This window comes from Sphingomonas sp. C3-2, assembly GCF_033025475.1.
Taxonomy (GTDB): domain Bacteria; phylum Pseudomonadota; class Alphaproteobacteria; order Sphingomonadales; family Sphingomonadaceae; genus Sphingobium_A.
This window is the reverse complement of sequence record NZ_CP130322.1, coordinates 697690-723362: the sequence shown is the minus strand read 5'-3', so window position 1 is coordinate 723362 and position 25673 is coordinate 697690. Positions and strand designations below refer to the sequence as shown.

Sequence of the window (25673 nt, the reverse complement as noted above, 5' to 3'; positions counted from 1 at the left end):
ATGGGGGCGCGAAAAAGAAACGAATTGACGGGCTGACAGATATCGAGCCGATCGATCAATTCATTTTGTTTCTGAAATATTTCCGATGAGTGCTGCGGGCGGGCGCCCAAACGCACTATGGCGGCCCCTGTGCCAGGGACCGCCATAGTGGAAGCGTATCGAAGGGATGCGATCAGGCGGCCTTGCGCAGCTCCAGCCGTTCCCAGATTTCGACCAGCGCATCGGTCAACTCGCGCATCATGGCCGCGTCATGCGAGGGGCCGGGGGTGAAGCGCAGGCGTTCGGTGCCGCGCGGTACGGTGGGATAATTGATCGGCTGCACATAGACGCCGTATTCGGCGAGCAGGATATCGGTGATCCGCTTTGCCTTGACCGGATCGCCCACCATCAGCGGCACGATATGCGTGGTCGACGGCATGACCGGGAGACCGGCCTCGGCGAACATGTCCTTGAGCATCTGCGCCGATGCCTGCTGGGCATCCCGCTCGACGCTTGACTGTTTGAGGTGGCGGACCGAGGCGAGCACGCCTGCGACCAGCACCGGCGACAGCGAGGTGGTGAAGATGAAACCCGGCGCATAGGAGCGGATGACGTCGATGATCGTCTTGTCGGCCGCGATATAGCCGCCCATCACGCCAAAGGCCTTGCCCAGCGTGCCTTCGATGATCGTCAGGCGATGGGCGACATTGTCGCGTTCCGAAATGCCGCCGCCGCGCGCGCCGTACATGCCGACGGCATGAACCTCGTCGAGATAGGTGATCGCGTTATATTTGTCGGCAAGGTCGCAGATCTCGGCGATGGGCGCGACGTCTGCATCCATCGAATAGACGCTTTCGAAGGCGATGAGCTTGGGCGCCTCGGGATCGGCGGCGGCCAGCAGTTCTTCGAGATGCGCGAGATCATTGTGGCGGAAGATCTGCTTTTCACAGCCCGAATTGCGGATGCCCGCGATCATCGAGGCGTGGTTGAGTTCGTCCGAAAAGATGATGCAGCCGGGCAGGATCTTGCCGAGCGTGGCGAGCGTCGCCTCGTTCGAGACATAGCCCGAGGTGAAGATCAGCGCGCCTTGTTTGCCGTGCAGATCGGCAAGTTCGGATTCGAGATCGATATGATAGTGCGTATTGCCGCCGATATTGCGGGTGCCGCCCGAGCCGGCGCCGACATCGTGCAGCGCCTCTTCCATCGCGGCGATGACCTTGGGGTGCTGGCCCATCGAGAGATAGTCGTTCGAGCACCAGACGGTGATCGGCTTGGGCCCGTTATGCCCCGCAAAGCACCGCGCATTGGGGAACATGCCCTTGTTGCGCAGGATGTCGATAAAAACCCGGTAACGCCCCTCGGCATGGAGCCGATCGATCGCCTGGGAAAATACGCGCTGATAATCCAATGTTCTGCCCTTCAGACCCGTTCGTGTCTGCCTCTGGCTGTCGTCCGGCCGGCTTTACCCTTCCATGGCGGGTATTTCCAGCGCGAACGCTTCGCAAATTGTGCGATAATCGCGATTACAGCGAAAGAGCAGAACGATCAGGGCGTGACGATACGGGATAATCCGTAGGCTGCAAGGGCCGGGGCCAGCGCATCGGCGCCGGGGAGCGGGGCGGTGAAGACTGCGAGCCCGTCACCGGGGACATCGGGCCAGGACTGGCCCTGCGTCAGATAGGCGGTGCGCCGGGCGATCCCGGCGCTGCCGTCAACGAAATCAATGGGGTGCGGGGCAGCGGCGCGCAGTTCGGCCTCGACCAGCGGGAAATGCGTGCAGGCAAGAACGACGGTATCGAGCCGATCGCCGCCGGGCTGATCGGTAAGCCCCGCCATGGCACGCGCGAAAATCCGAGGATCGGGCGCTTCGCCGCGCAGCCGCGCCTCGGCGGCCTGGACGAGATCGGCCGAGCCGTGGCGCAGCACGGTGCAATCGGACGCGAATTCGGCCGAGAGTCGATCGACATAGGGCTGGCGGACGGTGGCGTCGGTGCCGAGTACGCCGATGACGCGCGATTTCGAGCTTTGCGCCGCCGGCTTGATGGCCGGCACCGTGCCCACGATCGGCAGCTCGAGCGCATGGCGGACATGGGCGAGCGCGATGGTGGAGGCGGTGTTGCACGCGATGACGATGATGCGCGGATCATAGCGTTCGGCCAGCCGGCCAAGGAGCGCGGGCACGCGCGCCGCAATCTCGGCCTCGGTCTTGATGCCGTAGGGAAAGCCCGCATTGTCCGCGACATAGACGAAGGGGGCCTGCGGCAGCAGAAGCCGGGTCGGCGCGAGCACCGAAAGCCCCCCAACACCGGAGTCGAAGAATAGGATCGGGCGGCTGTCGGTCATGCCCGTCACATAAGGGGGCTTGGAAGGCCGCGCAATCGAGGAGCGCAGGCGCCGGTCCGCGCCCATGACGGTGCGCGCGTGATTATGTTGCGGGACCGCCATAATCCTCTATGTTTTGCGGCCTACTGCCAAATAATGGAGGTTTCGTGGCACCCTGGATCGCGCCGGCAACGGCGCTGCTGACCGGCTATCTTCTTGGATCCATTCCCTTCGGGCTGGTGCTGACGCGCCTGACTGGAGCGGGCGACCTGCGCAAGATAGGGTCGGGCAATATCGGGGCCACCAATGTGCTGCGCACCGGCCGCAAGGGGCTGGCCGCGGCGACGCTGATCCTTGACGCGGTAAAGGGCGCGGTGGCCGTGCTGATCGGTGCTGCGCTGTTCGACGGCGGCGGCCCGCTGGCGGCGGTTGGCGCTTTTTTCGGGCACCTTTACCCGGCATGGCTGGGTTTTCGCGGCGGCAAGGGCGTGGCGACATTGTTCGGCATCGCGGTGGCCTGTAACTGGATTTGCGGGCTGGTGTTCGCCGTGGCGTGGATCGGGACGATCGCGGTGACGCGCATTTCGTCGCTGGGCGGGATGACGGCGGCGATCGTGCTCCCCGTGGCGGCGGCTGCGATCGGGCGGTTCGACCTGGTGATCCTGTTCCTTATCTTCACGCTGATGGTGCTGTGGAAGCACCGCGAGAATATCGGCCGGCTGCTGGCCGGGACCGAACCGCGCATCGGCGCGGGCAAGGCTGCGGGCAAGGACACGCCAACGCATGGCTGATGGCCCGGCCCGGGTTTCGGCTGATGACGGCCTGGCCCGGCTGCGCCTGATCCGATCCGCCAATATCGGCCCCATCACCTATCGCCAGCTGCTCGCGCGGTTCGGCACCGCGCAGGCCGCGATCGAGGAACTGCCCCGACTGGCGGCGCGGGGCGGCGGCCGTGCGCCGCGGCTGGCCGAGATAGCCGCGATCGAGGCCGAGGTGGATGCGGTGCGCACGCTGGGTGCGCGCTATCTGTTCTGCGGGACGGGGCTCTATCCGCGTTTGCTCAATGAACTGGAGGATGCGCCGCCCGCGATCATCGTGCGCGGCAATCTGGCGCTGCTGGAGCGGCCGGCGGTGGCGATCGTCGGCGCGCGCAATGCCTCGGCGGCGGCGTGCAAGTTCGCCCGCGAGCTGGCGCAGGCGCTGGGTGAGGCGGGGATGCTGGTCGTTTCGGGGCTGGCGCGCGGCATCGATACCGCGGCGCATAACGGATCGCTCAAGACCGGGACGGTGGGGGTGATCGCGAGCGGGATCGACATCGCCTTTCCGCCCGAAAATGCCGGATTGCAGGACGCGATTGCGGGCGAGGGCGTACTGATCGCCGAACAGCCGCCGGGGCGCGAGCCGCTGGCGCGCCATTTTCCACGGCGCAACCGGATCATCGCGGGAATGACGGCGGGGACCGTCGTCGTCGAGGCCGCGCCGCGATCGGGATCGCTGATCACCGCGCGGCTGGCCAATGAGGCGGGGCGCGAGGTGATGGCGGTGCCGGGCTTTCCGCTCGATCCGCGTGCGCAAGGCTGCAACGGGCTGATCCGCGAGGGCGCGACGCTGATCCAGTCCGCCGCCGATGTGATCGAGGCGATCGGGCCGATGGGGCAGGGCCTTGCGCGGTTGGCGCCGACCACCGCGCCGGTGCTGCGCGAACCGGCACCCGTACCCGTACCCGTGGAGGCCGATGACGAGGCCCGGCGCGTGGTGACCGGATTGCTTGGCACGGTGGGCGTGGCGGTGGATGAGATCATTCGCCAGTCGGGCGTGCCGGCGGCGATCGTGCAGACGATATTGCTTGAGCTGGAGCTTGCGGGACGGCTTGAACGACATGCCGGTGGCAAGGTAAGCCGAACGGGCTAGAAGAAAGGCCCTTGACGGCAGGGGCCCGCAGTCATCAGCTTCACGCGTATACGTGTAACAGGACCAGAACGAGTTTCCATGCAGCTTGTCATCGTCGAATCGCCCGCCAAGGCGAAGACCATCGAAAAATATCTTGGTAGCGATTTTCGCGTTCTCGCGTCTTACGGCCATATCCGCGACCTGCCGCCCAAGGACGGGTCGGTGGACCCCGACCAGGGCTTTGCCATGGAGTGGGAAAATTATGCCGACAAGGGCAAGCAACTGAAAGCCATCGCCGATGAGGCGAAGAAGGCCGACCGACTGATCCTCGCGACTGACCCTGATCGCGAAGGTGAGGCGATTTCGTGGCACGTGCAGGAGGTGCTGCGCGCCAAGAAGGTGCTGCCCAAGGATGTGGAGCGCGTGACCTTCAACGCGATCACCAAGGCGGCGGTTACCGATGCGATGAAGGCGCCGCGCGCGCTGGACGAGGATCTGATCGATGCGTACCGCGCGCGCCGCGCGCTCGACTATCTTGTCGGCTTCACGCTGTCCCCCGTGCTGTGGCGCAAGCTGCCCGGCGCGAAATCGGCCGGGCGAGTCCAGTCGGTGGCGCTGCGCCTTGTCGTTGACCGCGAGCGCGAGATCGAGGCGTTCAAGCCGCAGGAATATTGGTCGGTCTATGCCGATATGGAGCAGGACGGGCAGGGGTTCCTGGCGCGCCTCGTCAAGCTGAACGGCGAGAAGGTCGAGAAGCTGTCGCTGGGCAATCAGGGCGATGCCGAAAAGGCCAAGGCCGCGGTCGAGGCCGGGCGCTTCAGCGTCGCTTCGGTCGAGACCAAGCCGCTCAGCCGCAATCCGCCCGCGCCGTTCACGACCTCTACCCTGCAGCAGGAAGCCGCGCGCAAGCTCGGTTTTTCGGCGAGCCATACGATGCGGGTGGCCCAGAACCTCTATGAGGACGGGGCGATCACCTATATGCGTACCGACGGCGTGCAGATGGACGGCAGCGCCATTTCCGCCGCGCGCAAGGCCATCGCCGACCGTTATGACGGCGGCTATGTACCCGACAAGCCGCGCCAGTATCAGACCAAGGCGAAGAACGCGCAGGAAGCGCACGAAGCGATCCGCCCGACCGATTTTTCGAAGGACCGGGTGGGAAGCGGCGATCATGCGCGGTTGTATGACCTGATCTGGAAGCGCGCGCTGGCGAGCCAGATGGCATCCGCCCGGCTGGAGCGCACCGTCGTCGAGCTGACCGATGGCACCGGCCAGACCGCGCTGCGCGCGACGGGGCAGGTGGTGCTCTTCCCCGGTTTCCTCGCGCTCTATGAGGAAGGCCGCGACGACCAGGAAGACGAGGACAGCCGCCGCCTGCCGCGCATGAACGAGGGCGATGCGCCGGCCAAGAAGGCAGTTCATGCCGAGCAGCATTTCACCCAGCCGCCGCCGCGCTTTTCGGAAGCGAGCCTAGTCAAGCGGATGGAGGAACTGGGGATCGGTCGTCCGTCGACCTATGCCTCGATCCTGCAGACGCTGAAGGACCGCGCCTATGTGCGCATCGAGAAGAACCGTTTCTTCGCCGAGGAGAGCGGGCGGCTGGTGACGGCGTTCCTCGAACGCTTTTTCGAACGCTATGTCTCGTATGACTTCACCGCCGGGCTCGAGGACGAGCTGGACGAGATTTCGGGCGGGCGGGCGCAGTGGCAGGCGGTGCTCGAAGCGTTCTGGCGCGACTTCAAGCCCAAGACCGCGCAGGTGATGGAGCAGAAGCCGTCGGACATTACCGCCGAGCTCGACCAGTTCCTTGAGCCCTATCTGTTCCCCGACAAGGGCGATGGCAGCGATCCGCGCATGTGCCCGGCGTGCGGCGAAGGCCGGCTGGCGCTGCGCGGCGGGCGGTTCGGTGCGTTCGTCGCCTGTTCGAACTATCCCGAGTGCAAGTTCACGCGGCGCTTTGCCCAGCCGGGCGGCGGCGAGGCGGGCGAGGATACCGGCCCGGTTGAACTGGGCGAGGATCCGGTGACGGGCGAGAAGGTGACCCAGCGTTCGGGCCGCTTTGGACCCTATGTCCAGATGGGCGACGGCAAGGACGCCAAGCGTTCGTCGATCCCCAAGGACGTGCCGCGCGAGGATTTTAACCTCGACTGGGCGCTCAAGCTCTTGTCGCTGCCGCGCACGATCGGCGACCATCCCGAAAGCGGCAAGCCGATCACGGCGTCGATCGGGCGGTTCGGCCCCTATCTGGCGCATGACGGCAAATATGCGCGGCTGCAATCGACCATGGACGTGTTCGAGACCGGCATGAACGCCGCCGTCGTCAAGCTGGCCGAGGCGGCCGCCGGCGGCGGGCGCGGGGCACGCGGATCGCGCGAGCCCTTGAAGGTGTTCGGCAAGCACCCGCAGACCGAGGGCGAGATCAAGCTGATGGAAGGGCGCTTTGGCCCCTATGTCACCGACGGCACGACCAACGCGACGCTGCCCAAGACGATGGACAAGGATGCGCTGACGCTCGAACAGGCGGTGCAGCTGATCGACGACAAGGCGGCGAAGGGCCCGGCCAAGGGCAAGAAAAAGGCACCCGCCAAGAAAGCGCCCGCGAAAAAGGCGCCGGCCAAGAAAGCTGCGGCCAAAAAGGCGGATGGCGAGGCCGAGGGCGAGAAGCCCGCGGCGAAAAAGCCTGCAGCCAAGAAACCTGCGGCCAAGAAGGCCCCTGCCAAGAAAAAGGCAGCCGACGCCGAAGGCTGATCGCGCACGCAGTGCACGAAAAAAACGCCCGGTTTCCGCAGAGGAGGCCGGGCGTTTTTCATGGGTGCTTTACGCGACATGGGCGACGTGCGGTCGTGTCCAGTGTCGCCTTTGGTGAATAGCCTCAGAAGGCGAGCAGGCGATCCTCGCCGAGCCCGGCCATGAGGCCGACAAGCCCGCCCGCCTCGAAATCGGGGGCGAGCGCATCGGCTTCGAGCCCGGCGAGCGCAAGGCCCGATTGGCAAAAGATCAGTTGCATATCGAGCGCGCGGGCTTCGTCCAGAAGCTGGGCGAGCGTGGGAAGGCCGGCGGTGGCGTAGCGGGCATCGCCAGGTGCGTGGTGCGGCGGGGCGGCGAGCGCAACGGCATCGCCGTGGAGATAGACCCGCGTGCGCGCGCCGGTGGCGGCGCTGGCCAGCCCGACCGAAAGCGCGGCGTGGAAGCGATCGGCATCGGCGGTGGCGATGAGGAGGGTGAGGCCGCGCATCAGGCGGCCCCGCAGGCGGGGCAGCCGGGATCCTTGGGCAGCTTTAGCGTGCGGAAGGAAAGGCGGAGGAGATCGGCGAGAAGGAGCTTGCCCGCGCTGTCCTCCCCCAGACCGGTGACGGCGCGGACGACCTCAAGCGCGGCGAGGCTGCCCATGACGCCGGTGAGCGCGCCGAGCACGCCCTGATCGGCGCAGCTGATATCGGGGCGGTCGGGATCGTTTCCAACAAAACAACGATAGCAGGGCTTGTCCGCTTCCCAGCCGCGATAGGTGGCGAGCTGGCCCTCGAACTGGCCGACCGCGGCGGAGACGAGCGGGATGCGCAGTGCAAGACAGGCGTCGGCAACCGCGAGGCGCGTGCCGAAATTGTCGCAGCCGTCGAGCACGACATCGACGCCCGCGAGCAGTTCGGGCGCGTTTTCGGCATCAATCCGCCGCGCGGTGGCCGTTACCTGCGTATCGGGCGTGAGGCGGGCGACCGCCTCCGCCGCGACATTTGCTTTCGGGCGGCCGATATCGGCGGTGGCAAAGATCGTCTGCCGCTGAAGGTTGGACAGCGCGACGACATCGTCGTCGATTACCGTCAACTGCCCGATGCCGGCGGCGGCGAGATACTGGATCGCGGGCGAGCCGATCCCGCCCGCACCGATGACCGCGACATGCGCGCCGAGCAGCTTCATCTGGCCCCGCCCGCCAATCTCTTTCAGGATGATATGGCGGGCATAGCGATCAAGCTGATCGTCGCTGAGCGTCATGACCGGGCCTTAGAGCGCTGCGACGCCGGTGGAGCCGAAGCCGCGATCGCCGCGAACGGTGTCACCCAGTTCCTCGACCTCGGCGAACACTGCGCGCTGGACCTTGGCGGGGATGAGCTGGGCGATGCGATCGCCGCGCCGGATCTCGAAGGTTTCGTTGCCGAGATTGACGAGCAGCACCTTGAGTTCGCCGCGATAATCGGCGTCGATCGTGCCGGGCGAATTGGGCAGCGTGATGCCGTGCTTGAGCGCGAGGCCCGAACGGGGGCGGACCTGCACTTCATAGCCATCGGGAATCGCGATGGCGAAGCCGGTTTCGACCGGGTGGCGCTGGCCGGGGGCGAGCGTGACGTCTTCGGCCGAGACGACATCGAGGCCGGCGGCATGTTCGGTGGCGTAGCTGGGAAGCGGCAGCCCCTCACCATGGGGGAGGCGCTTCATGGAAATGGAGATGGTCATTTTCGCCTTTCGAGAATCGTAGCGCTACATAGCGCCCCGCGCCCGATCCCCCAAGGGCGCTAAGCGCGATCAGGATGCGAGCGCGGCGGCGATCCGTTCGGCGATCTTCATCGCGACGACGTCCTTGGGCTGATCGTCCCAGCTTTCGACACCCGCTGCGGTGACGATATGGACGCTGTTGCGATCACCGCCCATGACATCGCCCGACACATCGTTGGCGATGATCCAGTCGGGGCCCTTGCGCAGGCGCTTCGCCTCGGCATGGGCGATCACGTCGTTGGTTTCGGCGGCAAAGCCGATGACGAGGCCGGGGCGCTTGTCCGACCGGCAGAGCGTGGCGAGAATATCAGGGTTCTCGGCAAGGCTGAGGGTGGGCGGAACGCCGTCCCCGGTTTTCTTGATCTTGGTGGCGGCGGCGCTGTCGGTGCGCCAATCGGCGACGGCGGCGACCATGACCGCGGCGTCGGCGGGAAGGGCGGCATCGACCGCAGCCGCCATTTCACGCGCGCTTTCGACATCGACGCGGGTGACCCCGACCGGGGTGGAGAGCGTGACCGGCCCCGAGACGAGCGTGACGCGTGCGCCGAGCATGGCGAGCGCGCCGGCAATCGCATAGCCCTGTTTGCCCGAGGAGCGGTTGGCGATGTAGCGCACCGGATCGATCGGTTCGTGCGTCGGCCCGGCGGTGACGAGGACATGACGCCCGGCAAGCGGGAGATCGGCGCGCGGGGCGGCAGCGGCATGGCCGCCGTCGAACTGCGCGAGGATGGCGCGCATGATCGCTTCGGGTTCGGGCAGGCGGCCGGGGCCATATTCGCCGCAGGCCATGGCGCCCTGATCGGGATCGAGAACGATCACCCCGTCATCGCGCAGGCGCTGGACGTTGCGCTGGGTGGCGGCGTGCTGCCACATGCGCACGTTCATCGCGGGGACGGCCATCACCGGCTTGTCGGTGGCGAGCAGCAGCGTGGTGGCCAGGCTATCCGAAATGCCGTTCGCCATCTTGGCCATGAGATCGGCGGTGGCCGGGCAGACCACGACCAGATCAGCCTCGCGGCTGAGGCGGATATGCCCCATTTCGGCTTCGTTCTTCAGATCCCAGAGGCTGGTGTGCACCGGCTGCTCGGAAAGCGCGGCGAGCGTCATCGGCGTGATGAACTGCGAGCCGCCATCGGTGAGGACGCAGCGTACCGCCATCCCCGCCTTGCGGATGAGGCGAATGAGTTCGCACGCCTTATAGGCCGCGATCCCGCCGCCCACGATCAGAAGAATGCGCTTGCCGGACATAAGCTTACCCCAGGACGAACATGGCCGCGGCCCCCGCCAGCGCGGACGCGGCGGCAATTGCCGCATAACGCCAGCCCCCGCCGATGCGGACCACCTGAATTTCCTTGAGCGGCGGCGCGGGCGGGGCTGCGCCCGGCGCCGGGAAATGCGCGGAGATGCGGCGAACGAGATCGGGCAGATCGCGCAGCGTACGGAAATCGCGGATCAGCCGGTCTGCAATCGCCGATTCCGGGCCAAGCTCGGTGCGCATCCAGTCCTGAACGAAGGGACCGGAAGTTTCCCACATATTGATATCGGGATCGAGCGAATGCGCGACGCCCTCGACCATCACCATCGTCTTTTGCAGGAGCAGCAGGTGCGGCTGGGTCTGCATGTCGAAATCGCGGGTGATGCCGAACAGCCCGTCGAGCATCTGGCCGATCGAGACGTCCTTTACCGACAGGCCGCGAATGGGTTCGCCCACGGCGCGCAGCGCGGTGGTGAATTCATCGACGCTGTGGTGCGAGGGGACATAGCCCGCCTCGAAATGGATCTCGGCCACGCGGCGATAATTGCCGGTGAGGAGGCCATAGAGGATCTCGGCCAGCCAGACGCGCGCCTGGCGGTTGATCCGGCCCATGATGCCGAAATCGATCGCGGCGATATCGCCATTGGGCAGGACGAAGAGATTGCCCTGATGCAGATCGGCGTGGAAAAAACCCTCGGAGATCGCCTGCCGCAGAAAGGCGCGGACGAGGCGCGCGGCCAGTTCCTTGGGATCATGGCCTGCGGCGATCAGATCGTCGCGGCGCGACAGCTTGATGCCTTCGAGCCATTCGAGCGTCATCACCCGGCGCGCGGTGCGCTGCCAGTCGATCTCGGGAATATGATAGCCGGGCTCGGCCTCCATCGCCTCGGCGAGTTCGGAGGCGGAGGCCGCCTCGCGCCGCAGATCGAGCTCGCGCATCGTCCATTGGCGGAAGGTTTCGATGACGAGCCGGGGGCGCAGCCGCTTCAGCTCGCCGCCGATCGCCTCTGCCTGGGCGGCGGCCCATTCATAGGTCTCGATCGCGGCGGCGAAGTCTTCCTCGACGCCCGGGCGCAGCACCTTGACCGCGACGGTACGGCCATCGGTGGTGACGGCCTTGTGGACCTGCGCGATCGAGGCGGCGCCCACGGGGGTTTCCTCGATCGAGGTGAAAACCTCTTCGAGCGGCTTGCCGAGCGATTCCTCGATGCTCGCCCGGATCTGTTCGAACGGGGCGGGGGGAAGCGCGTCCTGCAGCCTGAGCAGATCCTGCACCGCGACCTCGCCAACGAGATCGGGGCGGGTGGCGAGCGACTGGCCGAGCTTGATCGCGGCGGGGCCGAGCGCCTGGAAGGCTTCGGAATATTGCGGATGCTCGGGCACGCGCGCGCCAAAGCGGGCGAGCTTGACCAGCCGGCGGACGCGCGGCGGGGTTAGCGGATCATGCTCGATCCCCTTGAGCGCGCCGTGGCGAGCGAGCGTGCGGCCCCATTTGAGCAGCCGCCAAGTGTGTACGATCGGTTGGGTCAAATCTTCCAGCCGCTATGAATGGCGACGAGCCCGCCCAGAAGCGGCTCGACCTTGGTTTGCACGAAACCGGCCTTTTTGATCATCCCCTCGAAGGTGGGCATGTCGGGAAAGCGGCGGATCGATTCGATCAGATAACGATAGCTTTCCTCATCCTTGGCGAGGAGCTTGCCGAGCTTGGGGACGAGCTTGTGCGAATAGGCGTCGTAGACGTCCGAAAAGCCGGGCCAGAGCGTCGTCGAAAATTCGAGGCAGAAGAAGCGGCCGCCGCGCTTCAGCACACGGTGCGCCTCGCCCAGCGCCTGCTGGATATGGGTGACGTTCCGGATGCCGAAGGCGATCGTGTACGCATCGAAGCGATTGCCATCGAAGCTGAGCGTTTCGGCATTTTGTTCGGACCAGACCAGGCCCTCAAGCCCGCGCTTGGCCGCGCGTTCCATGCCGACGCCGAGCATTTCGGGATTGATGTCGGACACCGTGATCTGCGCGCCGTGACGGTGCATGCGGAACGCGATGTCGCCGGTGCCGCCCGCCATGTCGAGAATCATCTCGCCGGGCCGGGGCTTTACACGGCGGACGAAACGATCCTTCCACAGCCGGTGCATGCCCCCCGACATGGCATCGTTCATCACGTCATAATTGCGGGCCACGCTCGAGAATACCTGCCGGACCCGGCCGGTCTTCTCGTTCGCATCGATGTCTTCATAGCCGAAGGATACGGTCTCGCTCATGGCGCACTCCTCTAACCAACGCCGGGTGCGGGAGCAAACGCTGACTCGACTGATTTCGATGCGAAAACCCGTCCCGGATGCGTCATGGCGTGATTTCGGGGACGCGGGGTGGTTCCACCCGGCCCGAAATCGCTCTAGCTGTTTCCCATGCCCGAGTTACCCGAAGTCGAAACCACCGTGCGCGGCCTGGCCACGGTTCTGCAGGACGAGCAGCTGGTGCGCGTGGAGCCACGCCGCGCCGATCTGAGGCGCCCGATCCCCGTCGACCTGCGCCAGCGGCTGACCGGCGCGCGCGTGATCGGGCTGTCGAGACGCGCTAAATATGGACTGATCGACACCGACCGGGGGGACACGCTGGTGTTTCACCTTGGCATGTCCGGCCGCTGGCGGATCGACCCCGAGGATATCGGCACGCATGACCATCTGGTGATCGAGACGGCGAGTGGACGGATGCTCGCGCTCAACGACCCGCGGCGATTCGGATCGCTCGACCTGATGGAGACCGCGGCGGTGGCGCAGTTCGCGCCCTTTGCCGCGATGGGCCCTGAGCCGCTGGGCGCGGCGTTTGGCGGCGCGCATCTCCACCGCGCCTTTGCAGGGCGGCAGGCGCCGGTAAAGGCGATGCTGCTCGATCAGAAGATCGTCGCGGGGCTCGGCAATATCTATGTGTGCGAGGCGCTGCACATGGCGGGGATTTCGCCGACGCGGGCGGCCGGAACGATCAGCCGCAAGCGACTCGATTCGCTTGTGGTAGCGATCCGCGAGGTGCTGGACGCGGCGATCGCGGCGGGGGGATCGACGCTCAGAGACTATGCCCGGCCCGATGGTGAGCTGGGCTATTTTTTCAAACAATGGCGCGTTTACGGGCGCGAGGGCGAAAATTGCCCCGGTTGCGGCGGCCCGGTGCTGCGCAGGGTCGACTCCGGCCGATCGACCTTTTATTGCAGGAAGTGCCAGCGTTAAGGGCGTTGACGGTCTTTCGATCGAACGCTATTGGGGCGGCTTTCCGGGTGCGGGCGAATCCGCGCCTTCTCTTTTCGTATAAATGAGGCAGGACGAATGGCGAATACGCCGCAGGCAAAGAAGCGCATCCGGCGGAACACCCGTCGCGCCGAAATTAACGGCAACCGCGTCGGCCGCATCCGCACCTTCGTGAAGAAGGTCGAGAGCGCGCTGGCATCGGGCAACAAGGACGAGGCAGTCACGGCTCTGGCCGGCGTGCAGCCCGAACTGGCCCGTGGCGTTGCCAAGGGTGTGCTTCACAAGAACACTGCGGCGCGCAAGTTCTCGCGCCTCACGAAGCGGGTTGCAGCCCTCGGCTGATTCGACCGTTTCGAGAACAAAATGAATACCCGTCGTTCCAAGCGGAACGGCGGGTATTTTTTCGTGTCCGAACGATGACGATCGGCGGTCTAGGAAATCCCGCGATTCGCAATTTACATCAATGTGCAGAATGATTCGGAACATGCTGAAAAATGGCGGTTTTCCTGGATTTGGCGGCAAGTCCAGCGTTTCCGGAGTCAAGCCGGTTTATTTCATTTATTTGTCAGTCCCGCCCTTGATCGGGAGCCGGTTCCCTTCCTAGAAAACAGGTCCCCGATGAGCCGAATCGTTCGCGGGGGGCAGCGGTAATCAAAGAGTTTTTCAGCTGAAATCCAGTGTTTCGGCTGCAGGGCCGTGTTGTGTGTTGGAAACGCGCAAAAGCGCACTCTGGGGGCAAGGAACAAGGCGTGTACCTGATGGCGGAACCCGAAATGCAAGGCGGTGAGAGCGACGGCGTGGCGAACGCGCTGGTTGACGCCTGGTCCGCCGTGCGCGCCGGGCTTCGGCGGGATTGCGGCGCCCGTACCTTCGACCACTGGCTGAAGCCGATCATGCTCGGCCGCTACCGCGCCGAAGACCGCACCGTGGAAATGGTGCTGCCGTCGCCGTTCATGGCGCGCTGGGTCGAATCGCACTTTGCCGAGCGCCTGGCGCTTGCGTGGCGCACGCACGCGCCCGAAGTGCGCGCCGTCGAGATCGTTGCCGCCGATTCGGATTCGCCCGCCGTCTATTCGGCCGAGATGGAAGCGCGGTCGGATGCCGACGCCGACATTGCGCCCGCGATCGAGGACAGCGTTGCAGCGACCGAGGCGAGCACGCTCGACCCGCGCTTCACCTTCGAGAATTTCGTCATCGGCGAATCCAACGCGCTCGCATGCCGGGCCGCGCGGACGCTTTCGGAAGGCGATGTCACCTTCAACCCGCTGTTCATCCATGGCGGCACCGGGCAGGGCAAGACCCACCTGATGCATGCGATTGGCCATGCCTTCAAGGCGCGCCACCCCAAGGCCAATGTCGTCTATATGTCGGCCGAGAAGTTCATGGTCGAGTTCGTCTCCGCCATGCGCGCGCGCGACACGCTGGGCTTCAAGACGCGTCTGCGCTCGGCTGACCTGCTGATGATCGACGACGTGCAGTTCATTGCCGGCAAGGGATCGACGCAGGAGGAATTCCTCCACACCGTGAACGAGATCATGGCCAGCGGCCGTCGCCTCGTCATTGGTGCGGATCGCAGCCCACAGGCGCTGGACGGCGTCGAGGGGCGTATCCTGTCGCGTCTGGCGATGGGCCTGGTGGCCGATATCAAGCCCGCCGACCATGCGCTGCGCCTTGAGATCCTGCAGCGCCGCGTGGCGGCGTCGAGCGCCGAGATCCCCGAGGATGTCGTCCAGTTCCTTGCGCAGAAGATCACCACCAATATCCGCGAGCTGGAAGGCGCGCTGAACCGCGTCATCGCCTATTCGATGCTCAACGCGCGCGCGATCGAGCTGCCCTTCGTCCAGGAAGTGCTGGCCGAGGTGTTGCAGGCCAGCCAGCGGCGCGTGACGATCGACGATATCCAGCGCCGCGTCTGCACCCATTTCGACGTGCGCCACAACGACCTGCTGTCGGCGCGCCGTTCGCGGGCAATTGCGCGTCCGCGCCAGATTGCCATGTACCTTGCCAAGCGGCTCACGCCGCGCTCGCTGCCCGAAATCGGCCGCAAGTTTGGCGGGCGCGACCACACCACCGTCATTCACGCCGTCCGCCAGATCGAGAAGCTGCGCGCAGCCGATACCGAGATCGACAATGACGTGCGCACATTGCTCCGGATGCTCGAAGGCTGACACGCCAGAGCATCGGCCTTTCCGGTCGCAGGAAAGATAAAAAAAAGCCCCGGGAAACCGGGGCTTTTTTGTTGGCTGAAAAGCGGCTGTGCCGGCTCAGTCCTTGGCTGGCGGCGGCACCGTGATCTTCACCGTTTCGCCCGAATTGCCGGGGAAGTTGGTGAACATCGCCTCGATCAGGTTCGGGACGAGATAGGTGAGCTTGTTGCTGCTCGAGATCGCTTCGGCCTTGCCTTCGAACACGCGCTGGCCGTCGGCCTTGCGTTCGATGATCATGCTGAGGCCGCCGGTATAGACGGTATAGCTCTGGACGTCGTTATAGCCGCCGCCGAACATGAAGGGATCGTAGAAGCCGTGGATATAACCATGGCGGCCCCAGCGGCGATACGGGCCCCAATAGAAGGGATCACCATACCAGCCCGGCCCATAGGTGGAGGGCGAGCTGCGGATCTTTTCGCGGCCCTTGTCGACGCCGTAATCGAGCTTCACGACGAGCGTGGCGCTGTCGGGCGCGGGGGCGGGCTGATAGCCCTGTTCGACGAGGTTGTCGCTGACGAGCGAGGCGTAGCGCGCAAATTCGAGGCTGCCGTCGAGCTTCGGATCCTCAGGCTTTACGGTGAAGCTTTGCCCGGCGGGGGCAGGCATTGCCTGAAAGCGCGCGACATCGGCCTTGAAGCCCGTGGCGCACCCGCCCAATATGAGAAGCGCTGCGGGAGCCGCCAGCGCGAGGAAATTGCGACGGGTGGTCATATCCAAATCCTTGCCTTTCAGACCGATACGTCCATTCCTTAGCCGATTATGGCTGAATAGGCGTTGAACGCACGGCCTGTCGATCAGGTTGCACGGCTGGTCGCGTGGACCAGGCCAAGTGCCTGATATGCCGCGTCGAGTGTCGGTTGTGCAAGGGCGCGTGCCTTTTCGGCGCCGCGCTGCAGGATCGCATCGAGTTCGGCGCCTTCGCCGCGCAGCTCGTTGAAGCGGGCCGTGATCGGGCGCAGCGTTTCGACGAGCAGATCGGCGAGCGCAGGCTTGAACTGGCCGAAGCCCTGGCCCGCATATTGGCCGAGCACCTGTTCGAGCGTCTGATCGGAGAGGCTGGCATAGATGTTGACGAGGTTGCGGGCCTCGGGCCGCGCCTCGAGCGCCTCGACGGTATCGGGCAGGGGCTCGGGATCGGTCTTGGCTTTGCGGACCTTCTGCGCGACGGAATCGCTGTCGTCGGAGAGGTTGATCCGGCTCATGTCCGACGGATCGGACTTGGACATCTTGGCGCTGCCATCGCGCAGCGACATGACGCGCGTGGCGGTGGCGCCGAAATAGGGCTGGGGCATGGTGAACACCTCGCGCCCGAAATCGGCGTTGAACTTGACCGCGATGTCACGCGTCAGTTCGAGATGCTGGCGCTGATCGTCGCCCACGGGGACGTGGGTGGCCTGATAGAGCAGGATGTCGGCTGCCATCAGCACGGGATAGACGTAAAGGCCGACGCTGGCGGCTTCGCGGTTCTTGCCCGATTTTTCCTTGAACTGCGTCATGCGGTTCATCCAGCCGATCCGCGCGGTGCCGTTGAGCAACCAGGCAAGCTCGGCATGCGCAGGAACCTGCGCCTGATTGAACAGGGTCGAGCGTTCGGGATCGATGCCCGCGGCGATCAGCGCGGCGGCCATTTCGCGCGTGTTGCGGCGCAGCTCGGCGGGGTCGTTATGGACGGTGATCGCGTGAAGATCGGCAAGGAAATAGAGGCATTCGGCCTCATCCTGCATCTTCACCCAATTCTTGATCGCGCCCAGATAATTGCCGAGGTGGAGATTACCCGTGGTCTGGATTCCGGAGAGGACGCGCATCAGACTGCCTTTTTCTTTCGCATGAGGACGAGAATGGCGTTGCGATCCATGCCACCGACAAGGAACGCAACGATGAAATAAACCGCGCCGCCGACGCCGACCAGCGCGACCACGCCGGCGAGACGTTCGACGACCGAACCGTCGAACCAGCCGGCGAGCATCTCACGCACGACGAAGAGCGCGCCGGCCATGGCGAGCGCTGCGACGAACTGGCGCGCGATACGGCCCCAGAGCCACGCTTCGATGCGGAAATGACCGCGGCGGTTGAGGATGACATAGAGCATCGCGGCGTTGAGCCACGAGCAGAAGCTGATCACGGCGGCGAGGCCGTAAATGCCGAAGAGCGGGATCAGCGCGAAATTGAGCACGATATTGGCGAGGAGCACGATCCCGGCGGTCTTGACCGGCGTCTTGGTGTCCTCCCGCGCATAAAAGCCCGGGGTGATGACCTTGACCAGCACATAGGCGGGCAGGCCCGAGGCGACGATCGCGAGGACATGGCCGGTGATCAGCGCATCCTCTGCGGTGAAGCGGCCGCCCTGGAACATCGCCGAGACGAGCGGGCCGGCGACCACCGCCAGCGCGAGCGCGGCGGGGAGGCACAGCAGCATCGAGAGATCGACCGCCTGCGCCTGGACGCGCGCGGCCTCTTCGGGTTCGCCCTTGGCGATGAAGCGGCTGATATGCGGCAGGATCGCGGTGCCGAGCGCGGTGCCGATCACCGAGAGCGGCAGCTGGTTGAGGCGATCCGAATAGTTGAGATACGACATCGAGCCTTCGGGCAGGCGCGTGGCGAAGAAGGTGTCGATCAGCTGGCTGATCTGATAGACGCCCGCACCCAGCGTCGCCGGGATGACGACGATGAAGAACTGTTTCACCCCCGGCGTCATGCGCGGACGGCGCAGTTTCAGCGAAACCCCCTCGCGCCGCGCGGTGTGCCAGAGCAAGACCAGCTGGAGCACGCCGCCCGCGGTGACGCCGACGGCGAGCGCGGTGGCGCTGGCCACGCCGCCCGTGGGGACGATGAGGAGCGCGATCAGCATCGCGACGTTCAGCAGCGCAGGCGCAAAGGCGGCCGCGGCGAACTTGGTCAACGAATTCATGATGCCCGAGAAGAAGGACACCAGGCTGATCAGCAGGAGATAGGGAAAGGTGATCCGGCTGAGGAACACGGTGAGCGCGAATTTTTCGGGCTCATCGGCATAGCCGGACGCGATGGCCCAGACGAACAGCGGCATCGCCACTTCGAACAGCAGCGTGAAGAGCAGCAGCGTCGGGATGAAGAAGGCGAGAACCTCTTCGGAGAAGCGCTTGGCTTCGGCCATTCCGCCGGGGCCGTGAAAACGCTGGCTGAACAGCGGCACGAACCCGGCGGAAAAGGCGCCTTCGCCGAACAGACGGCGAAAGGTGTTGGGGAGGCGGAACGCGACGAGGAAGGCGTCTGCCGCCCCCGAAGCCCCCATGATGCGCGACATCAGCATTTCGCGCGCAAAGCCGAAAACGCGGCTGACCATCGTCAGGCCGCCGATCGTGCCCATGGACTTGATGAGGTTCACGCGTTCGGCCTCTTTGCCTCAGTTTCGATCCGGGATCAGGCCTGGCCGGCCACGTCCGCGTTCTGCAGCGCCTGTTCCTGCTGCTGCAGCTGGCCGACATAAAGCGCGGCGAAATCGATGGGTTCGAGCATCAGCGGCGGGAAGCCGCCATCGCGCACGGCATCGGCAAGGACGCGGCGGGCGAAGGGGAAGATGATGCGCGGCGCTTCGGCGAGCATGAAGGGCTGAAGCTGGTCTTCGGGCACGTTGCGCAGGCCGAAAAGACCACCATAAGCGAGCTCGACCTGGAAGGCGACCTTGTCGGCCGAGGTGGCGCGCACGTCGATCTTCAGGACGACTTCATAGACATCGTCGCCGACCTTGTTCGAACCGATGTTGAACTGGACGTCGATCTGGGGCTGGCCCTGCCACTGGTACACGGCCGGCGCGTTCGGATTTTCGAACGACAGATCCTTAACATATTGCGAAATGATACCAACCTGGGGAAGCGAATCCTCGCCATTTGCGAGCGGTGCGCCAGCTACGCCTTCTTCTTCGGACATCTTTTCCTGCCTTGGTCGTTATTGGGGTGATCCGATGCCGCGCAATACGCGCAGCGTGCGGGGCGAGTAGCAGCCGGAAAGATCGAGAGCAATGCGCGGCTGCGCGGTTTCGCTCGCTTTTATATGGAAGCGCAGCTATGGCGCCATTTGAAACTAGGGGGCGGAGCGCCTATGTTGGGTTCTGCTGCTCTGACGGAGGTCTCGTGGTTACGGTTGTTGTCCTTGCGCTGATTACGGTGTTTCTTGCCCTGCGGCTCTATGCAGTGCTCGGCAAGCGCACAGGTCATGAGCAGCAGCCCATGCCGCGCACCGCCGAGGAACGCGTGGGTGCCGCACCGATTGGTGGCCAGATGGCCGACATCGCCCCCGAAGCAAAGCTGGAAGCCGACCCCATTGTGGGCCCGACCGCCGAGCGCGGGGTAAAGGCGATTGCGGCGGCCGATGCGAGCTTTGAGCCCGCACGCTTCGTCGAAGGCGCGAAGGCCGCGTACCGCATGGTGCTTGAAGCCTATTGGCAGGGCGACGAGGCGCAGCTGGCCGAGCTGGCGGGCGACGAAGTGCGCACCGCCTTTTCCGAAGCGATCGCCGATCGCCGCGACGCGGGCGAAGTGCTCGACAACCGTCTGGTCAGCATCGAGCGCGCGGTGATTTCCGAAGCGCAGCTCGACGGCCAGATGGCGCGCGTGACCGTGCGTTTCGACGCGGATATCGCCGCGGTTACCCGCGACACCGAGGGCAATGTGATTGCCGGCTCGCTGACCGATGCCGTGCCGACGCACGATGTCTGGACGTTCAGCCGCCATGTCCGTTCCGACGATCCCAACTGGCTGCTGGTAGAAACCGACGAGGCTGCCTGAACATGATGCTGCGCATGGCGTGGCCGGCGCTGGGGGCGCTGGTTCTTTCGGCCTGCGCAGCGCAGGTGGCAACAACCCGGCCCCAAACCCCGACTGCTGAAAAGCCGCAGGACAAGCCCGTAGCGCCCGCCAATGCGCTGGCCGCGGGCTTTGTTGCTGGCCCCGATATCGGGGGGCTGGCGATTTCCGAACCGGGCGCGGCGCGCGCGCTGGAGGCGTTTCGCCTGAGCTGCCCCGTGCTGTTGAAGCGCACCGACCGATCGGGCCTGACCACCGGGGCCGACTGGCAACCCGCATGCGCAGCCGCGGCCAGCATGCCCGCAAACGGTGCGACCGCGTTTTTCCGCGACCATTTCGAGAGCGCCGTGATTGGCGACGGTGCGGGCTTTGCCACGGGCTATTACGAGCCCGAGATTGCCGGTGCGCGGACGCCGTCGGCGGACTATGCCGTGCCCGTCTACAAGCGGCCGCAGGATCTGGTTGAGGTTGATCTTGGCACGTTCAGCGACAAGCTGAAGGGGCGCCGCGTGCGCGGCCGTGTGGAGCAGGGCGCGCTGGTGCCCTATCATGATCGCACCGCGATCGAGACGGGCGCGCTTTCGGGGCAGGGGCTGGAGATTGGCTGGGCGGCCGATGCAATCGACTTCTTCTTCTTGCAGATCCAGGGATCGGGGCGGCTGAAGCTGCCCGGCGGCGGCGTGATGCGGATCGGTTATGATGCGCAAAATGGCCGTGATTACACCGCGATCGGCAAGCTCCTTCGCGAACGCGGCGAGCTGGAAGCGGGCAAGGCGGGGATGGCCGAGATCGTCGCCTGGCTGCGCGCCAACCCTGAAAAGGGCGTCGCGCTGATGCGCGAGAACAAGAGCTATGTCTTTTTCCGCGAACTGACCGGGGCGGGCCCGCTGGGCGCGCTGGGCGTGGCGGTGACCCCGCGGGCGAGCGTGGCGGCGGACCCCGCCTTTGTGCCGCTGGGCGCGCCGGTGTTCCTGACCATGGACCGGGCCGAGGCGAACGGGCTGTGGGTGGCGCAGGATACCGGCGGCGCGATCAAGGGCGCCAATCGCTTCGATACATTCTGGGGTGCCGGCGCCGAGGCCAGCCAAATTGCGGGCAGCATGACCGCCAAGGGCAAGGCGCTGGTGCTGTTGCCGCGCGGCGTGCTGGCGCGGTTGAAACAGGGGCCACAGGCCGGGGGCAGTGCCGATGGCGGCCCGGCAGCTAAACGCTGAGGAACGCGCGCTCTGGGAGCGCGTGATCGCATCGGTAACCCCGCTCGTTCATCGCCCACCCGCGATCGAGGATGCGCGCCCGCCCGCGCCCGAGCCAGCGGCGGGCCAGCCGCTGCGCCGGGTGAAAGGGCGCGTGCCGCCGGCACCGCAACCGCAAATGGCGCCCCCGGCACCGCGCCCGTCGATCGGCGAGACGCTCGATGGCGGATGGGACAAAAGGCTGACGCGCGGCAATGTGATGCCCGATTTCGCGGTCGACCTGCACGGCCATACGCTCGATTCCGCTTACCGCCTGCTCGACGCCAGCCTTGACCGCGCGGTGCGCAGCGGTGCGCGCGTCGTGCTGCTGATCACCGGCAAGCCGCCGCGCGAGCGGGGCGATGGCGGCAACCGGCGCGGCGCGATCCGCGCGGCGGTGGGCGACTGGCTGGGGGCATCGCGCTTCGCCGCGCAGATCGCGGCGGTACGCGGCGCGCACCCGCGCCACGGCGGCTCGGGCGCGCTGTATATCATCTTCCGGCGGGATCGGAGCTAGGCGGCGTGGAGGGGTTTCGGAACTTGTGACCGTCCGGTTTTAGGCGAAAGCATGAAGGGGCGGGACGTCCGGAAAGTCAGGTTAGCAAAAGGTCTGGTTCTTGCGGTCGCGGCGTTCCCGGAACACTGCCCATAATAGCAACACAGCAAAAATAAGGATGGCTCGCTCGGGAAGATGATCCGTTGCCGACCATAAGTCGCTGCTCAACCAGTCAAATAAAAACTGTCCGGTCAGCACGGGCAAGCCGATTTTGAGCGTGAGATTGGTGATGCGGCGCTGCATCCGCTCACCTTATCGTGATGCTGAAAGTCCGCAATGTCGGCGAGCCCGGACAGTCAGGTTTTGGTGAGAGCCGTCGATGGTCGGTCATTGCCGTATCCGGGTTCCGGCCGTTCCCCCCGAGCGCCGATCAGGCGGGGGTGAGGGCCGCGTCGATCACCTTTTCGAAGATATCGGCAAGGGCGCGAATATCCTCGACCGAGGCGGCTTCGTCGAGCTTGTGCATCGTCGCGTTGGGCAGGCCGAATTCGACGACCGGGCACAGCCGCGACAGGAAGCGCGCATCCGAGGTGCCGCCCGTGGTCGACAGTTCGGGGGTGACGCCGGTGACGGCGACGATCGCGTCGGAGACGAGGCTTGAGAGAGGACCCGGCGCGGTCAGGAACGCCTCGCCCGAAATCTTGCCGACCAGCGCGGCCCGCGCCGATTCCTCGGTGCAGATCGCCTCGATCCGCGCGATCAGCGCCGCGCCGTTATGCTCGTCGTTGAAGCGGATGCTGATCCGCGCCTTGGCGCTGGCGGGGATGACGTTGGTGGCGGGATTGCCGACATGGATATCGGTGATCTCGATATTCGAGGGCTGGAACCAGTCATTGCCGGTATCGAGCGTGATCGCCTCGATCCGCGACAGGATGCGCACCAGCGCGGGAATGGGATTATCGGCCAGATGCGGATAGGCGACATGGCCCTGCGTGCCCGCGACCTCGATCCACATATTGACCGAACCCCGCCGGCCGATCTTCATCATGTCGCCAAGCCGGTTGACCGAGGTGGGCTCGCCGACGAGGCACATATCGGGGCGGTGGCCGTTTTCGGCCATCCAGTCCATGAGCGCGACGGTGCCGTAGACGGCGGAGCCTTCCTCATCGCCGGTGATGATCAGGCTCACCGTGCCGTCATGCTGCGGCTTGCGCGCGGCGGCGGCGACGAATGCGGCGATCGAGCCCTTCATGTCGACCGCGCCGCGCCCATAGAGCATGTCGCCGCGGATTTCGGGGGTGAAGGGATCGCTGCTCCAGCCTTCGCCCGGCGGCACGACATCGAGATGCCCGGCATAGGCGAAATGCGGCGCGCCGGTGCCGCGGATGGCGAAGAGATTTTCGACCGGCCCGTCGGGCGCCTCACCCGCGATGAAGCGGTGGGTGGAGAAACCGGCCTGGTGCAGCGCGGCTTCCAATATGTCGAACGAGCTTCCCGTGGCGGGGGTGACGCTGTGGCAGGCAATGAGCTGCGCGGCGAGGGCGACGGGATCGATGCTGGCGGTCATGCCCGCCGACTAGCTTGGGCTGCCCGCTTTGCCTAGCGCAAACACACAGGCGTACACGCAGGCCGAGCCGAGCGCGGCTTCGCGTGCCGTGGTGCCCGATTAACGCGCTTACGAAAAGGGCGTAGCCTGGGCGCCCCCGGAGCAGGAGAGGTGCCGTGCCCAAGATCGATCTCGATGCGATCCCGCAGACCAATGCCACGGGCTATCCGCCCGAATATGCGGGGGTGGTTGAGGGGCGCTGGTATCGGCGGCTGGCGCCGGTGACGGGGCTTACGGATTTCGGGGCGAGCCATGTCACGTTGAAGCCGGGGGCGTGGTCTGCGCAGCGCCATTGGCATGAGGGCGAGGACGAATTGGTGGTCATGCTTTTGGGGGAGGCGGTGCTGATCGACGATTTCGGGCGGCATATGCTGCGCGCGGGCGATGTGGCCGCCTTTCCCAAGATGGACGGCAATGGCCATGTGATTGTTAACGAAAGCGAATGCGATTGCGTGTTCGTGGCGGTCGGCCGACCGTCCGCGAGCGACTGCCATTACCCCGATATCGACATGCACCTTGACGCGCGAACCGGACGGCAACGGCGAAAAAACGGGACAGAATTCTGAAAGGGTGCGACTTTTTCGTGACGAGTGCGTTTCGGAAAATGGTCATTTCCATTGGGAGGATTCCCAACGGGGATGCGTATTTTTGGTTTGAATGTGATATAAAGATTAATCCCTTCAGGAATCATATTTTTTATGAATACCCGTGTCCTCATCGTCGAAGACGATCCCGCCTTGCAGCATGTGCTTGAGGCGACACTGGAATTTGGCGGTTTCGTAAGCACGACCGCGCAGACCGGCCGTGAAGCGCTGGCCCTGTTCGAAGGCGGTGGGTTCGACGCCGTGCTGCTCGACATGGGGTTGCCCGATCAGGACGGGGAAGCGCTGCTCTCGCGCATGCGGGCGCATTCGCCGGTGCCGATCCTCGTCGTCTCGGGCTTCGATTCCGAAAAGGACCGGATCGCCGCGCTCGACCGCGGCGCCGATGATTTCGTGCCCAAGCCCTTCCTGCCCGGCGAATTGCTGGCGCGTATCCGCGCGGCGCTGCGCCGCACCGGCGCGCCGGTGGCGCCCGGCCCCGAGGGCAGCAGCGAGATGATCGACCTGGACCCCGAAAAGCCGTGCGCGATCGTGGGCGGCGAACTGGTCTATTTCTCGGCGAACGAACACCGGCTGCTCACCATCCTCGCCAAGGGCGGGGACCGGGCGGTGGAGGCCGACGAGATACTGAACGCGCTGTGGGACAAGGCCGATGCCGCCGCCCAGCGCCATCTGCGCGTCCTGATCCACAAGGTGCGGGAGAAGATCGAAACCGATCCCAAGACGCCCAAATATCTGCTGACGGTGCACGGCATGGGCTATCGCCTGCGCGCGGTGCTGAAACCGGTGGCCAAGGCGGCCTGAACGAAAAAGGGCGGCCAACTGGCCGCCCGTATCGGACCGGTGCGGTCCTCAGGCCCCCTTGGGCGGGGGCAGTTGCTCGAAACGCTCGATCACCCATTCCTCCTCCTGCGCGCCGGCGATCCAGTCCTGCATGAAGGGATGGTCGATGATCGCCTGCATATAGGGCTGGGCGAAGCGCGCGACGGGAAGCTGATAGGTGATGAAGCGCGTGACGACGGGCGCGAACATGATGTCCGCCGCGCCGAACTGGCCGAACAGGAAATCGCCCGTGCCGCCAAAGCGCGCGCGCGCCTCTGCCCAGAGCTGCATGATCCGGACGATATCCTGCATCACCGCGTCGGACGGCGGGACGGGTTCGTAGATCTGGCGGATGTTCATGCTGTGCTCGCGCCGGAGCGCGGCGAAGCTCGAATGCATTTCGGCGCTCATCGACCGCGCCATCGCGCGTGCGGCGGGGTCTTCGGGCCAGAAGAGGCGGGGATCGGTCTTTTCGGCGAGATATTCGACGATCGCGAGGCTGTCCCACACGACGATCTCGTCATCCCACAGGATCGGCACCTTGCCCGAGGAGGGCGCGAACTCGTCCCCCTCGCGGCGCTTGTCCCAATCCTGATCGTAAAGCGGGACGACGTTTTCCTCGAACGCAAGGCCCGATTGGCGGACCGCGAGCCAGCCGCGCAGCGACCAGCTGGAATAGGCCTTGTTTCCGATGAAGAGCTTGATCATCGCACCCCTTGACGCTTTGCCGGTTAACGGCCGGGGTGCGGAGAAGTGT

At 65.4% G+C, this 25673-nt stretch carries 26 protein-coding genes; 11 read left to right on the top strand and 15 right to left on the bottom strand.

What is annotated here, in order from left to right; all coding sequences use genetic code 11:
* Nucleotides 1-172 precede the first annotated feature (172 nt).
* Entirely contained in the window at nt 173-1387 is a 1215-nt protein-coding gene (hemA, locus tag QYC26_RS03475; RefSeq protein ID WP_317514006.1) for a 5-aminolevulinate synthase, read from the bottom strand.
* Between the two features lie 137 nt (nt 1388-1524).
* Complete coding sequence (gene murI / locus QYC26_RS03470) at nt 1525-2322, bottom strand: glutamate racemase (RefSeq protein WP_317514990.1); 798 nt, start codon at nt 2320-2322, stop codon at nt 1525-1527.
* Between the two features lie 110 nt (nt 2323-2432).
* Here murI and plsY point away from each other — a divergent pair, with 110 nt between their 5' ends.
* From plsY to topA, 3 genes are all read left to right on the top strand, one after another.
* Complete coding sequence (gene plsY / locus QYC26_RS03465; protein ID WP_411197622.1) at nt 2433-3092, top strand: glycerol-3-phosphate 1-O-acyltransferase PlsY; 660 nt, start codon at nt 2433-2435, stop codon at nt 3090-3092.
* Nucleotides 3085-4212 (top strand): DNA-processing protein DprA, encoded by a 1128-nt coding sequence (gene dprA / locus QYC26_RS03460; protein WP_317514004.1) that lies wholly within the window; start codon nt 3085-3087, stop codon nt 4210-4212. The genes plsY and dprA overlap by 8 nt, the downstream gene beginning before the upstream one ends.
* A 78-nt stretch (nt 4213-4290) precedes the next feature.
* Nucleotides 4291-6939, top strand: a complete 2649-nt coding sequence (topA, locus tag QYC26_RS03455; RefSeq protein WP_317514003.1) for a type I DNA topoisomerase — start codon at nt 4291-4293, stop codon at nt 6937-6939.
* 124 nt (nt 6940-7063) lie between these two features.
* On the opposite strand, the gene QYC26_RS03450 is transcribed toward topA, so the two are convergent.
* The 6 genes from QYC26_RS03450 to QYC26_RS03425 all read right to left on the bottom strand — a co-directional run bounded on the left by QYC26_RS03450 (nt 7064) and on the right by QYC26_RS03425 (nt 12192).
* Nucleotides 7064-7426, bottom strand: coding sequence for a DsrE family protein (locus QYC26_RS03450; RefSeq protein ID WP_317514002.1), 363 nt, complete (start codon nt 7424-7426; stop codon nt 7064-7066).
* Nucleotides 7426-8181 (bottom strand): HesA/MoeB/ThiF family protein, encoded by a 756-nt coding sequence (locus QYC26_RS03445; protein ID WP_317514001.1) that lies wholly within the window; start codon nt 8179-8181, stop codon nt 7426-7428. The genes QYC26_RS03450 and QYC26_RS03445 overlap by 1 nt, the downstream gene beginning before the upstream one ends.
* A 9-nt stretch (nt 8182-8190) precedes the next feature.
* On the bottom strand, nt 8191-8640 hold the full coding sequence (gene dut / locus QYC26_RS03440) for a dUTP diphosphatase (RefSeq protein WP_317514000.1): 450 nt from the start codon (nt 8638-8640) through the stop codon (nt 8191-8193).
* A gap of 69 nt (nt 8641-8709) precedes the next feature.
* Nucleotides 8710-9927 (bottom strand): bifunctional phosphopantothenoylcysteine decarboxylase/phosphopantothenate--cysteine ligase CoaBC, encoded by a 1218-nt coding sequence (gene coaBC, locus QYC26_RS03435; RefSeq protein WP_317513999.1) that lies wholly within the window; start codon nt 9925-9927, stop codon nt 8710-8712.
* Between the two features lie 4 nt (nt 9928-9931).
* Nucleotides 9932-11464 carry a 2-polyprenylphenol 6-hydroxylase gene (gene ubiB, locus QYC26_RS03430; RefSeq protein WP_317513998.1) on the bottom strand — a complete coding sequence of 511 codons (1533 nt, stop codon included), beginning with the start codon at nt 11462-11464 and terminating at the stop codon, nt 9932-9934.
* On the bottom strand, nt 11461-12192 hold the full coding sequence (locus QYC26_RS03425) for a class I SAM-dependent methyltransferase (protein ID WP_317513997.1): 732 nt from the start codon (nt 12190-12192) through the stop codon (nt 11461-11463). The genes ubiB and QYC26_RS03425 overlap by 4 nt, the downstream gene beginning before the upstream one ends.
* A 147-nt stretch (nt 12193-12339) precedes the next feature.
* Between QYC26_RS03425 and mutM the strand changes: the two genes are divergently transcribed.
* The 3 genes from mutM to dnaA all read left to right on the top strand — a co-directional run bounded on the left by mutM (nt 12340) and on the right by dnaA (nt 15341).
* Complete coding sequence (gene mutM / locus QYC26_RS03420; RefSeq protein ID WP_317513996.1) at nt 12340-13155, top strand: bifunctional DNA-formamidopyrimidine glycosylase/DNA-(apurinic or apyrimidinic site) lyase; 816 nt, start codon at nt 12340-12342, stop codon at nt 13153-13155.
* Nucleotides 13156-13251: 96 nt separating this feature from the next.
* A complete protein-coding gene (rpsT, locus tag QYC26_RS03415; protein ID WP_317513995.1) occupies nt 13252-13515 on the top strand; it encodes a 30S ribosomal protein S20 in 264 nt (87 codons plus the stop codon).
* A gap of 416 nt (nt 13516-13931) precedes the next feature.
* Nucleotides 13932-15341, top strand: coding sequence for a chromosomal replication initiator protein DnaA (dnaA, locus tag QYC26_RS03410; protein WP_317513994.1), 1410 nt, complete (start codon nt 13932-13934; stop codon nt 15339-15341).
* A 96-nt stretch (nt 15342-15437) separates the two neighbouring features.
* On the opposite strand, the gene QYC26_RS03405 is transcribed toward dnaA, so the two are convergent.
* The 4 genes from QYC26_RS03405 to secB all read right to left on the bottom strand — a co-directional run bounded on the left by QYC26_RS03405 (nt 15438) and on the right by secB (nt 19283).
* Nucleotides 15438-16091, bottom strand: a complete 654-nt coding sequence (locus QYC26_RS03405) for a DUF4136 domain-containing protein (RefSeq protein ID WP_317513993.1) — start codon at nt 16089-16091, stop codon at nt 15438-15440.
* Nucleotides 16092-16174: 83 nt separating this feature from the next.
* Nucleotides 16175-17185: a tryptophan--tRNA ligase gene (gene trpS / locus QYC26_RS03400; protein ID WP_317513992.1), complete on the bottom strand. Its 1011-nt coding sequence runs from the start codon at nt 17183-17185 to the stop codon at nt 16175-16177.
* Complete coding sequence (murJ, locus tag QYC26_RS03395; protein WP_317513991.1) at nt 17185-18741, bottom strand: murein biosynthesis integral membrane protein MurJ; 1557 nt, start codon at nt 18739-18741, stop codon at nt 17185-17187. The genes trpS and murJ overlap by 1 nt, the downstream gene beginning before the upstream one ends.
* Nucleotides 18742-18776: 35 nt before the next feature.
* A complete protein-coding gene (gene secB / locus QYC26_RS03390) occupies nt 18777-19283 on the bottom strand; it encodes a protein-export chaperone SecB (RefSeq protein WP_317513990.1) in 507 nt (168 codons plus the stop codon).
* A 203-nt stretch (nt 19284-19486) separates the two neighbouring features.
* On the opposite strand from secB, the gene QYC26_RS03385 reads away from it, so the two are divergent.
* Genes QYC26_RS03385 through QYC26_RS03375 form a run of 3 tightly spaced genes read left to right on the top strand, consistent with a single transcriptional unit; the run spans nt 19487 to nt 21907 of the window.
* Nucleotides 19487-20140, top strand: coding sequence for a Tim44/TimA family putative adaptor protein (locus tag QYC26_RS03385; protein ID WP_317513989.1), 654 nt, complete (start codon nt 19487-19489; stop codon nt 20138-20140).
* A gap of 2 nt (nt 20141-20142) precedes the next feature.
* Nucleotides 20143-21372 carry a murein transglycosylase A gene (locus QYC26_RS03380; RefSeq protein ID WP_317513988.1) on the top strand — a complete coding sequence of 410 codons (1230 nt, stop codon included), beginning with the start codon at nt 20143-20145 and terminating at the stop codon, nt 21370-21372.
* Nucleotides 21347-21907, top strand: coding sequence for a Smr/MutS family protein (locus QYC26_RS03375; RefSeq protein WP_317513987.1), 561 nt, complete (start codon nt 21347-21349; stop codon nt 21905-21907). Before QYC26_RS03380 ends, QYC26_RS03375 begins: the two co-directional genes overlap by 26 nt.
* An 81-nt stretch (nt 21908-21988) precedes the next feature.
* Here QYC26_RS03375 and QYC26_RS03370 read toward each other — a convergent pair whose 3' ends face one another.
* Nucleotides 21989-22189: a hypothetical protein gene (locus QYC26_RS03370; RefSeq protein ID WP_317513986.1), complete on the bottom strand. Its 201-nt coding sequence runs from the start codon at nt 22187-22189 to the stop codon at nt 21989-21991.
* Nucleotides 22190-22316: 127 nt separating this feature from the next.
* Entirely contained in the window at nt 22317-23453 is a 1137-nt protein-coding gene (gene dapE, locus QYC26_RS03365; RefSeq protein WP_317513985.1) for a succinyl-diaminopimelate desuccinylase, read from the bottom strand.
* Between the two features lie 155 nt (nt 23454-23608).
* On the opposite strand from dapE, the gene QYC26_RS03360 reads away from it, so the two are divergent.
* Nucleotides 23609-24058: a cupin domain-containing protein gene (locus QYC26_RS03360; RefSeq protein WP_317513984.1), complete on the top strand. Its 450-nt coding sequence runs from the start codon at nt 23609-23611 to the stop codon at nt 24056-24058.
* A gap of 132 nt (nt 24059-24190) precedes the next feature.
* Nucleotides 24191-24898: a response regulator transcription factor gene (locus QYC26_RS03355; protein ID WP_317513983.1), complete on the top strand. Its 708-nt coding sequence runs from the start codon at nt 24191-24193 to the stop codon at nt 24896-24898.
* A gap of 48 nt (nt 24899-24946) precedes the next feature.
* On the opposite strand, the gene QYC26_RS03350 is transcribed toward QYC26_RS03355, so the two are convergent.
* Nucleotides 24947-25624 carry a glutathione S-transferase family protein gene (locus tag QYC26_RS03350; RefSeq protein WP_317513982.1) on the bottom strand — a complete coding sequence of 226 codons (678 nt, stop codon included), beginning with the start codon at nt 25622-25624 and terminating at the stop codon, nt 24947-24949.
* Nucleotides 25625-25673 lie beyond the last annotated feature (49 nt).

Excerpts from the sequence above, each read along its gene's own strand:
- dapE (WP_317513985.1), bottom strand. The coding sequence starts at position 23,453 with ATGACCGCCAGCATCGATCCCGTCGCCCTCGCCGCGCAGCTCATTGCC.
- dprA (WP_317514004.1), top strand. The coding sequence starts at position 3,085 with ATGGCTGATGGCCCGGCCCGGGTTTCGGCTGATGACGGCCTGGCCCGG.
- QYC26_RS03425 (WP_317513997.1), bottom strand. The coding sequence starts at position 12,192 with ATGAGCGAGACCGTATCCTTCGGCTATGAAGACATCGATGCGAACGAG.
- plsY (WP_411197622.1), top strand. The coding sequence starts at position 2,433 with ATGTTTTGCGGCCTACTGCCAAATAATGGAGGTTTCGTGGCACCCTGG.
- secB (WP_317513990.1), bottom strand. The coding sequence starts at position 19,283 with ATGTCCGAAGAAGAAGGCGTAGCTGGCGCACCGCTCGCAAATGGCGAG.
- murI (WP_317514990.1), bottom strand. The coding sequence starts at position 2,322 with ATGACCGACAGCCGCCCGATCCTATTCTTCGACTCCGGTGTTGGGGGG.
- QYC26_RS03380 (WP_317513988.1), top strand. The coding sequence starts at position 20,143 with ATGATGCTGCGCATGGCGTGGCCGGCGCTGGGGGCGCTGGTTCTTTCG.
- QYC26_RS03445 (WP_317514001.1), bottom strand. The coding sequence starts at position 8,181 with ATGACGCTCAGCGACGATCAGCTTGATCGCTATGCCCGCCATATCATC.
- QYC26_RS03450 (WP_317514002.1), bottom strand. The coding sequence starts at position 7,426 with ATGCGCGGCCTCACCCTCCTCATCGCCACCGCCGATGCCGATCGCTTC.
- rpsT (WP_317513995.1), top strand. The coding sequence starts at position 13,252 with ATGGCGAATACGCCGCAGGCAAAGAAGCGCATCCGGCGGAACACCCGT.
- mutM (WP_317513996.1), top strand. The coding sequence starts at position 12,340 with ATGCCCGAGTTACCCGAAGTCGAAACCACCGTGCGCGGCCTGGCCACG.
- QYC26_RS03350 (WP_317513982.1), bottom strand. The coding sequence starts at position 25,624 with ATGATCAAGCTCTTCATCGGAAACAAGGCCTATTCCAGCTGGTCGCTG.
- topA (WP_317514003.1), top strand. The coding sequence starts at position 4,291 with ATGCAGCTTGTCATCGTCGAATCGCCCGCCAAGGCGAAGACCATCGAA.
- dut (WP_317514000.1), bottom strand. The coding sequence starts at position 8,640 with ATGACCATCTCCATTTCCATGAAGCGCCTCCCCCATGGTGAGGGGCTG.
- QYC26_RS03405 (WP_317513993.1), bottom strand. The coding sequence starts at position 16,091 with ATGACCACCCGTCGCAATTTCCTCGCGCTGGCGGCTCCCGCAGCGCTT.
- QYC26_RS03370 (WP_317513986.1), bottom strand. The coding sequence starts at position 22,189 with ATGCAGCGCCGCATCACCAATCTCACGCTCAAAATCGGCTTGCCCGTG.
- QYC26_RS03375 (WP_317513987.1), top strand. The coding sequence starts at position 21,347 with ATGGCGGCCCGGCAGCTAAACGCTGAGGAACGCGCGCTCTGGGAGCGC.
- trpS (WP_317513992.1), bottom strand. The coding sequence starts at position 17,185 with ATGCGCGTCCTCTCCGGAATCCAGACCACGGGTAATCTCCACCTCGGC.
- dnaA (WP_317513994.1), top strand. The coding sequence starts at position 13,932 with ATGGCGGAACCCGAAATGCAAGGCGGTGAGAGCGACGGCGTGGCGAAC.
- coaBC (WP_317513999.1), bottom strand. The coding sequence starts at position 9,927 with ATGTCCGGCAAGCGCATTCTTCTGATCGTGGGCGGCGGGATCGCGGCC.
- QYC26_RS03355 (WP_317513983.1), top strand. The coding sequence starts at position 24,191 with ATGAATACCCGTGTCCTCATCGTCGAAGACGATCCCGCCTTGCAGCAT.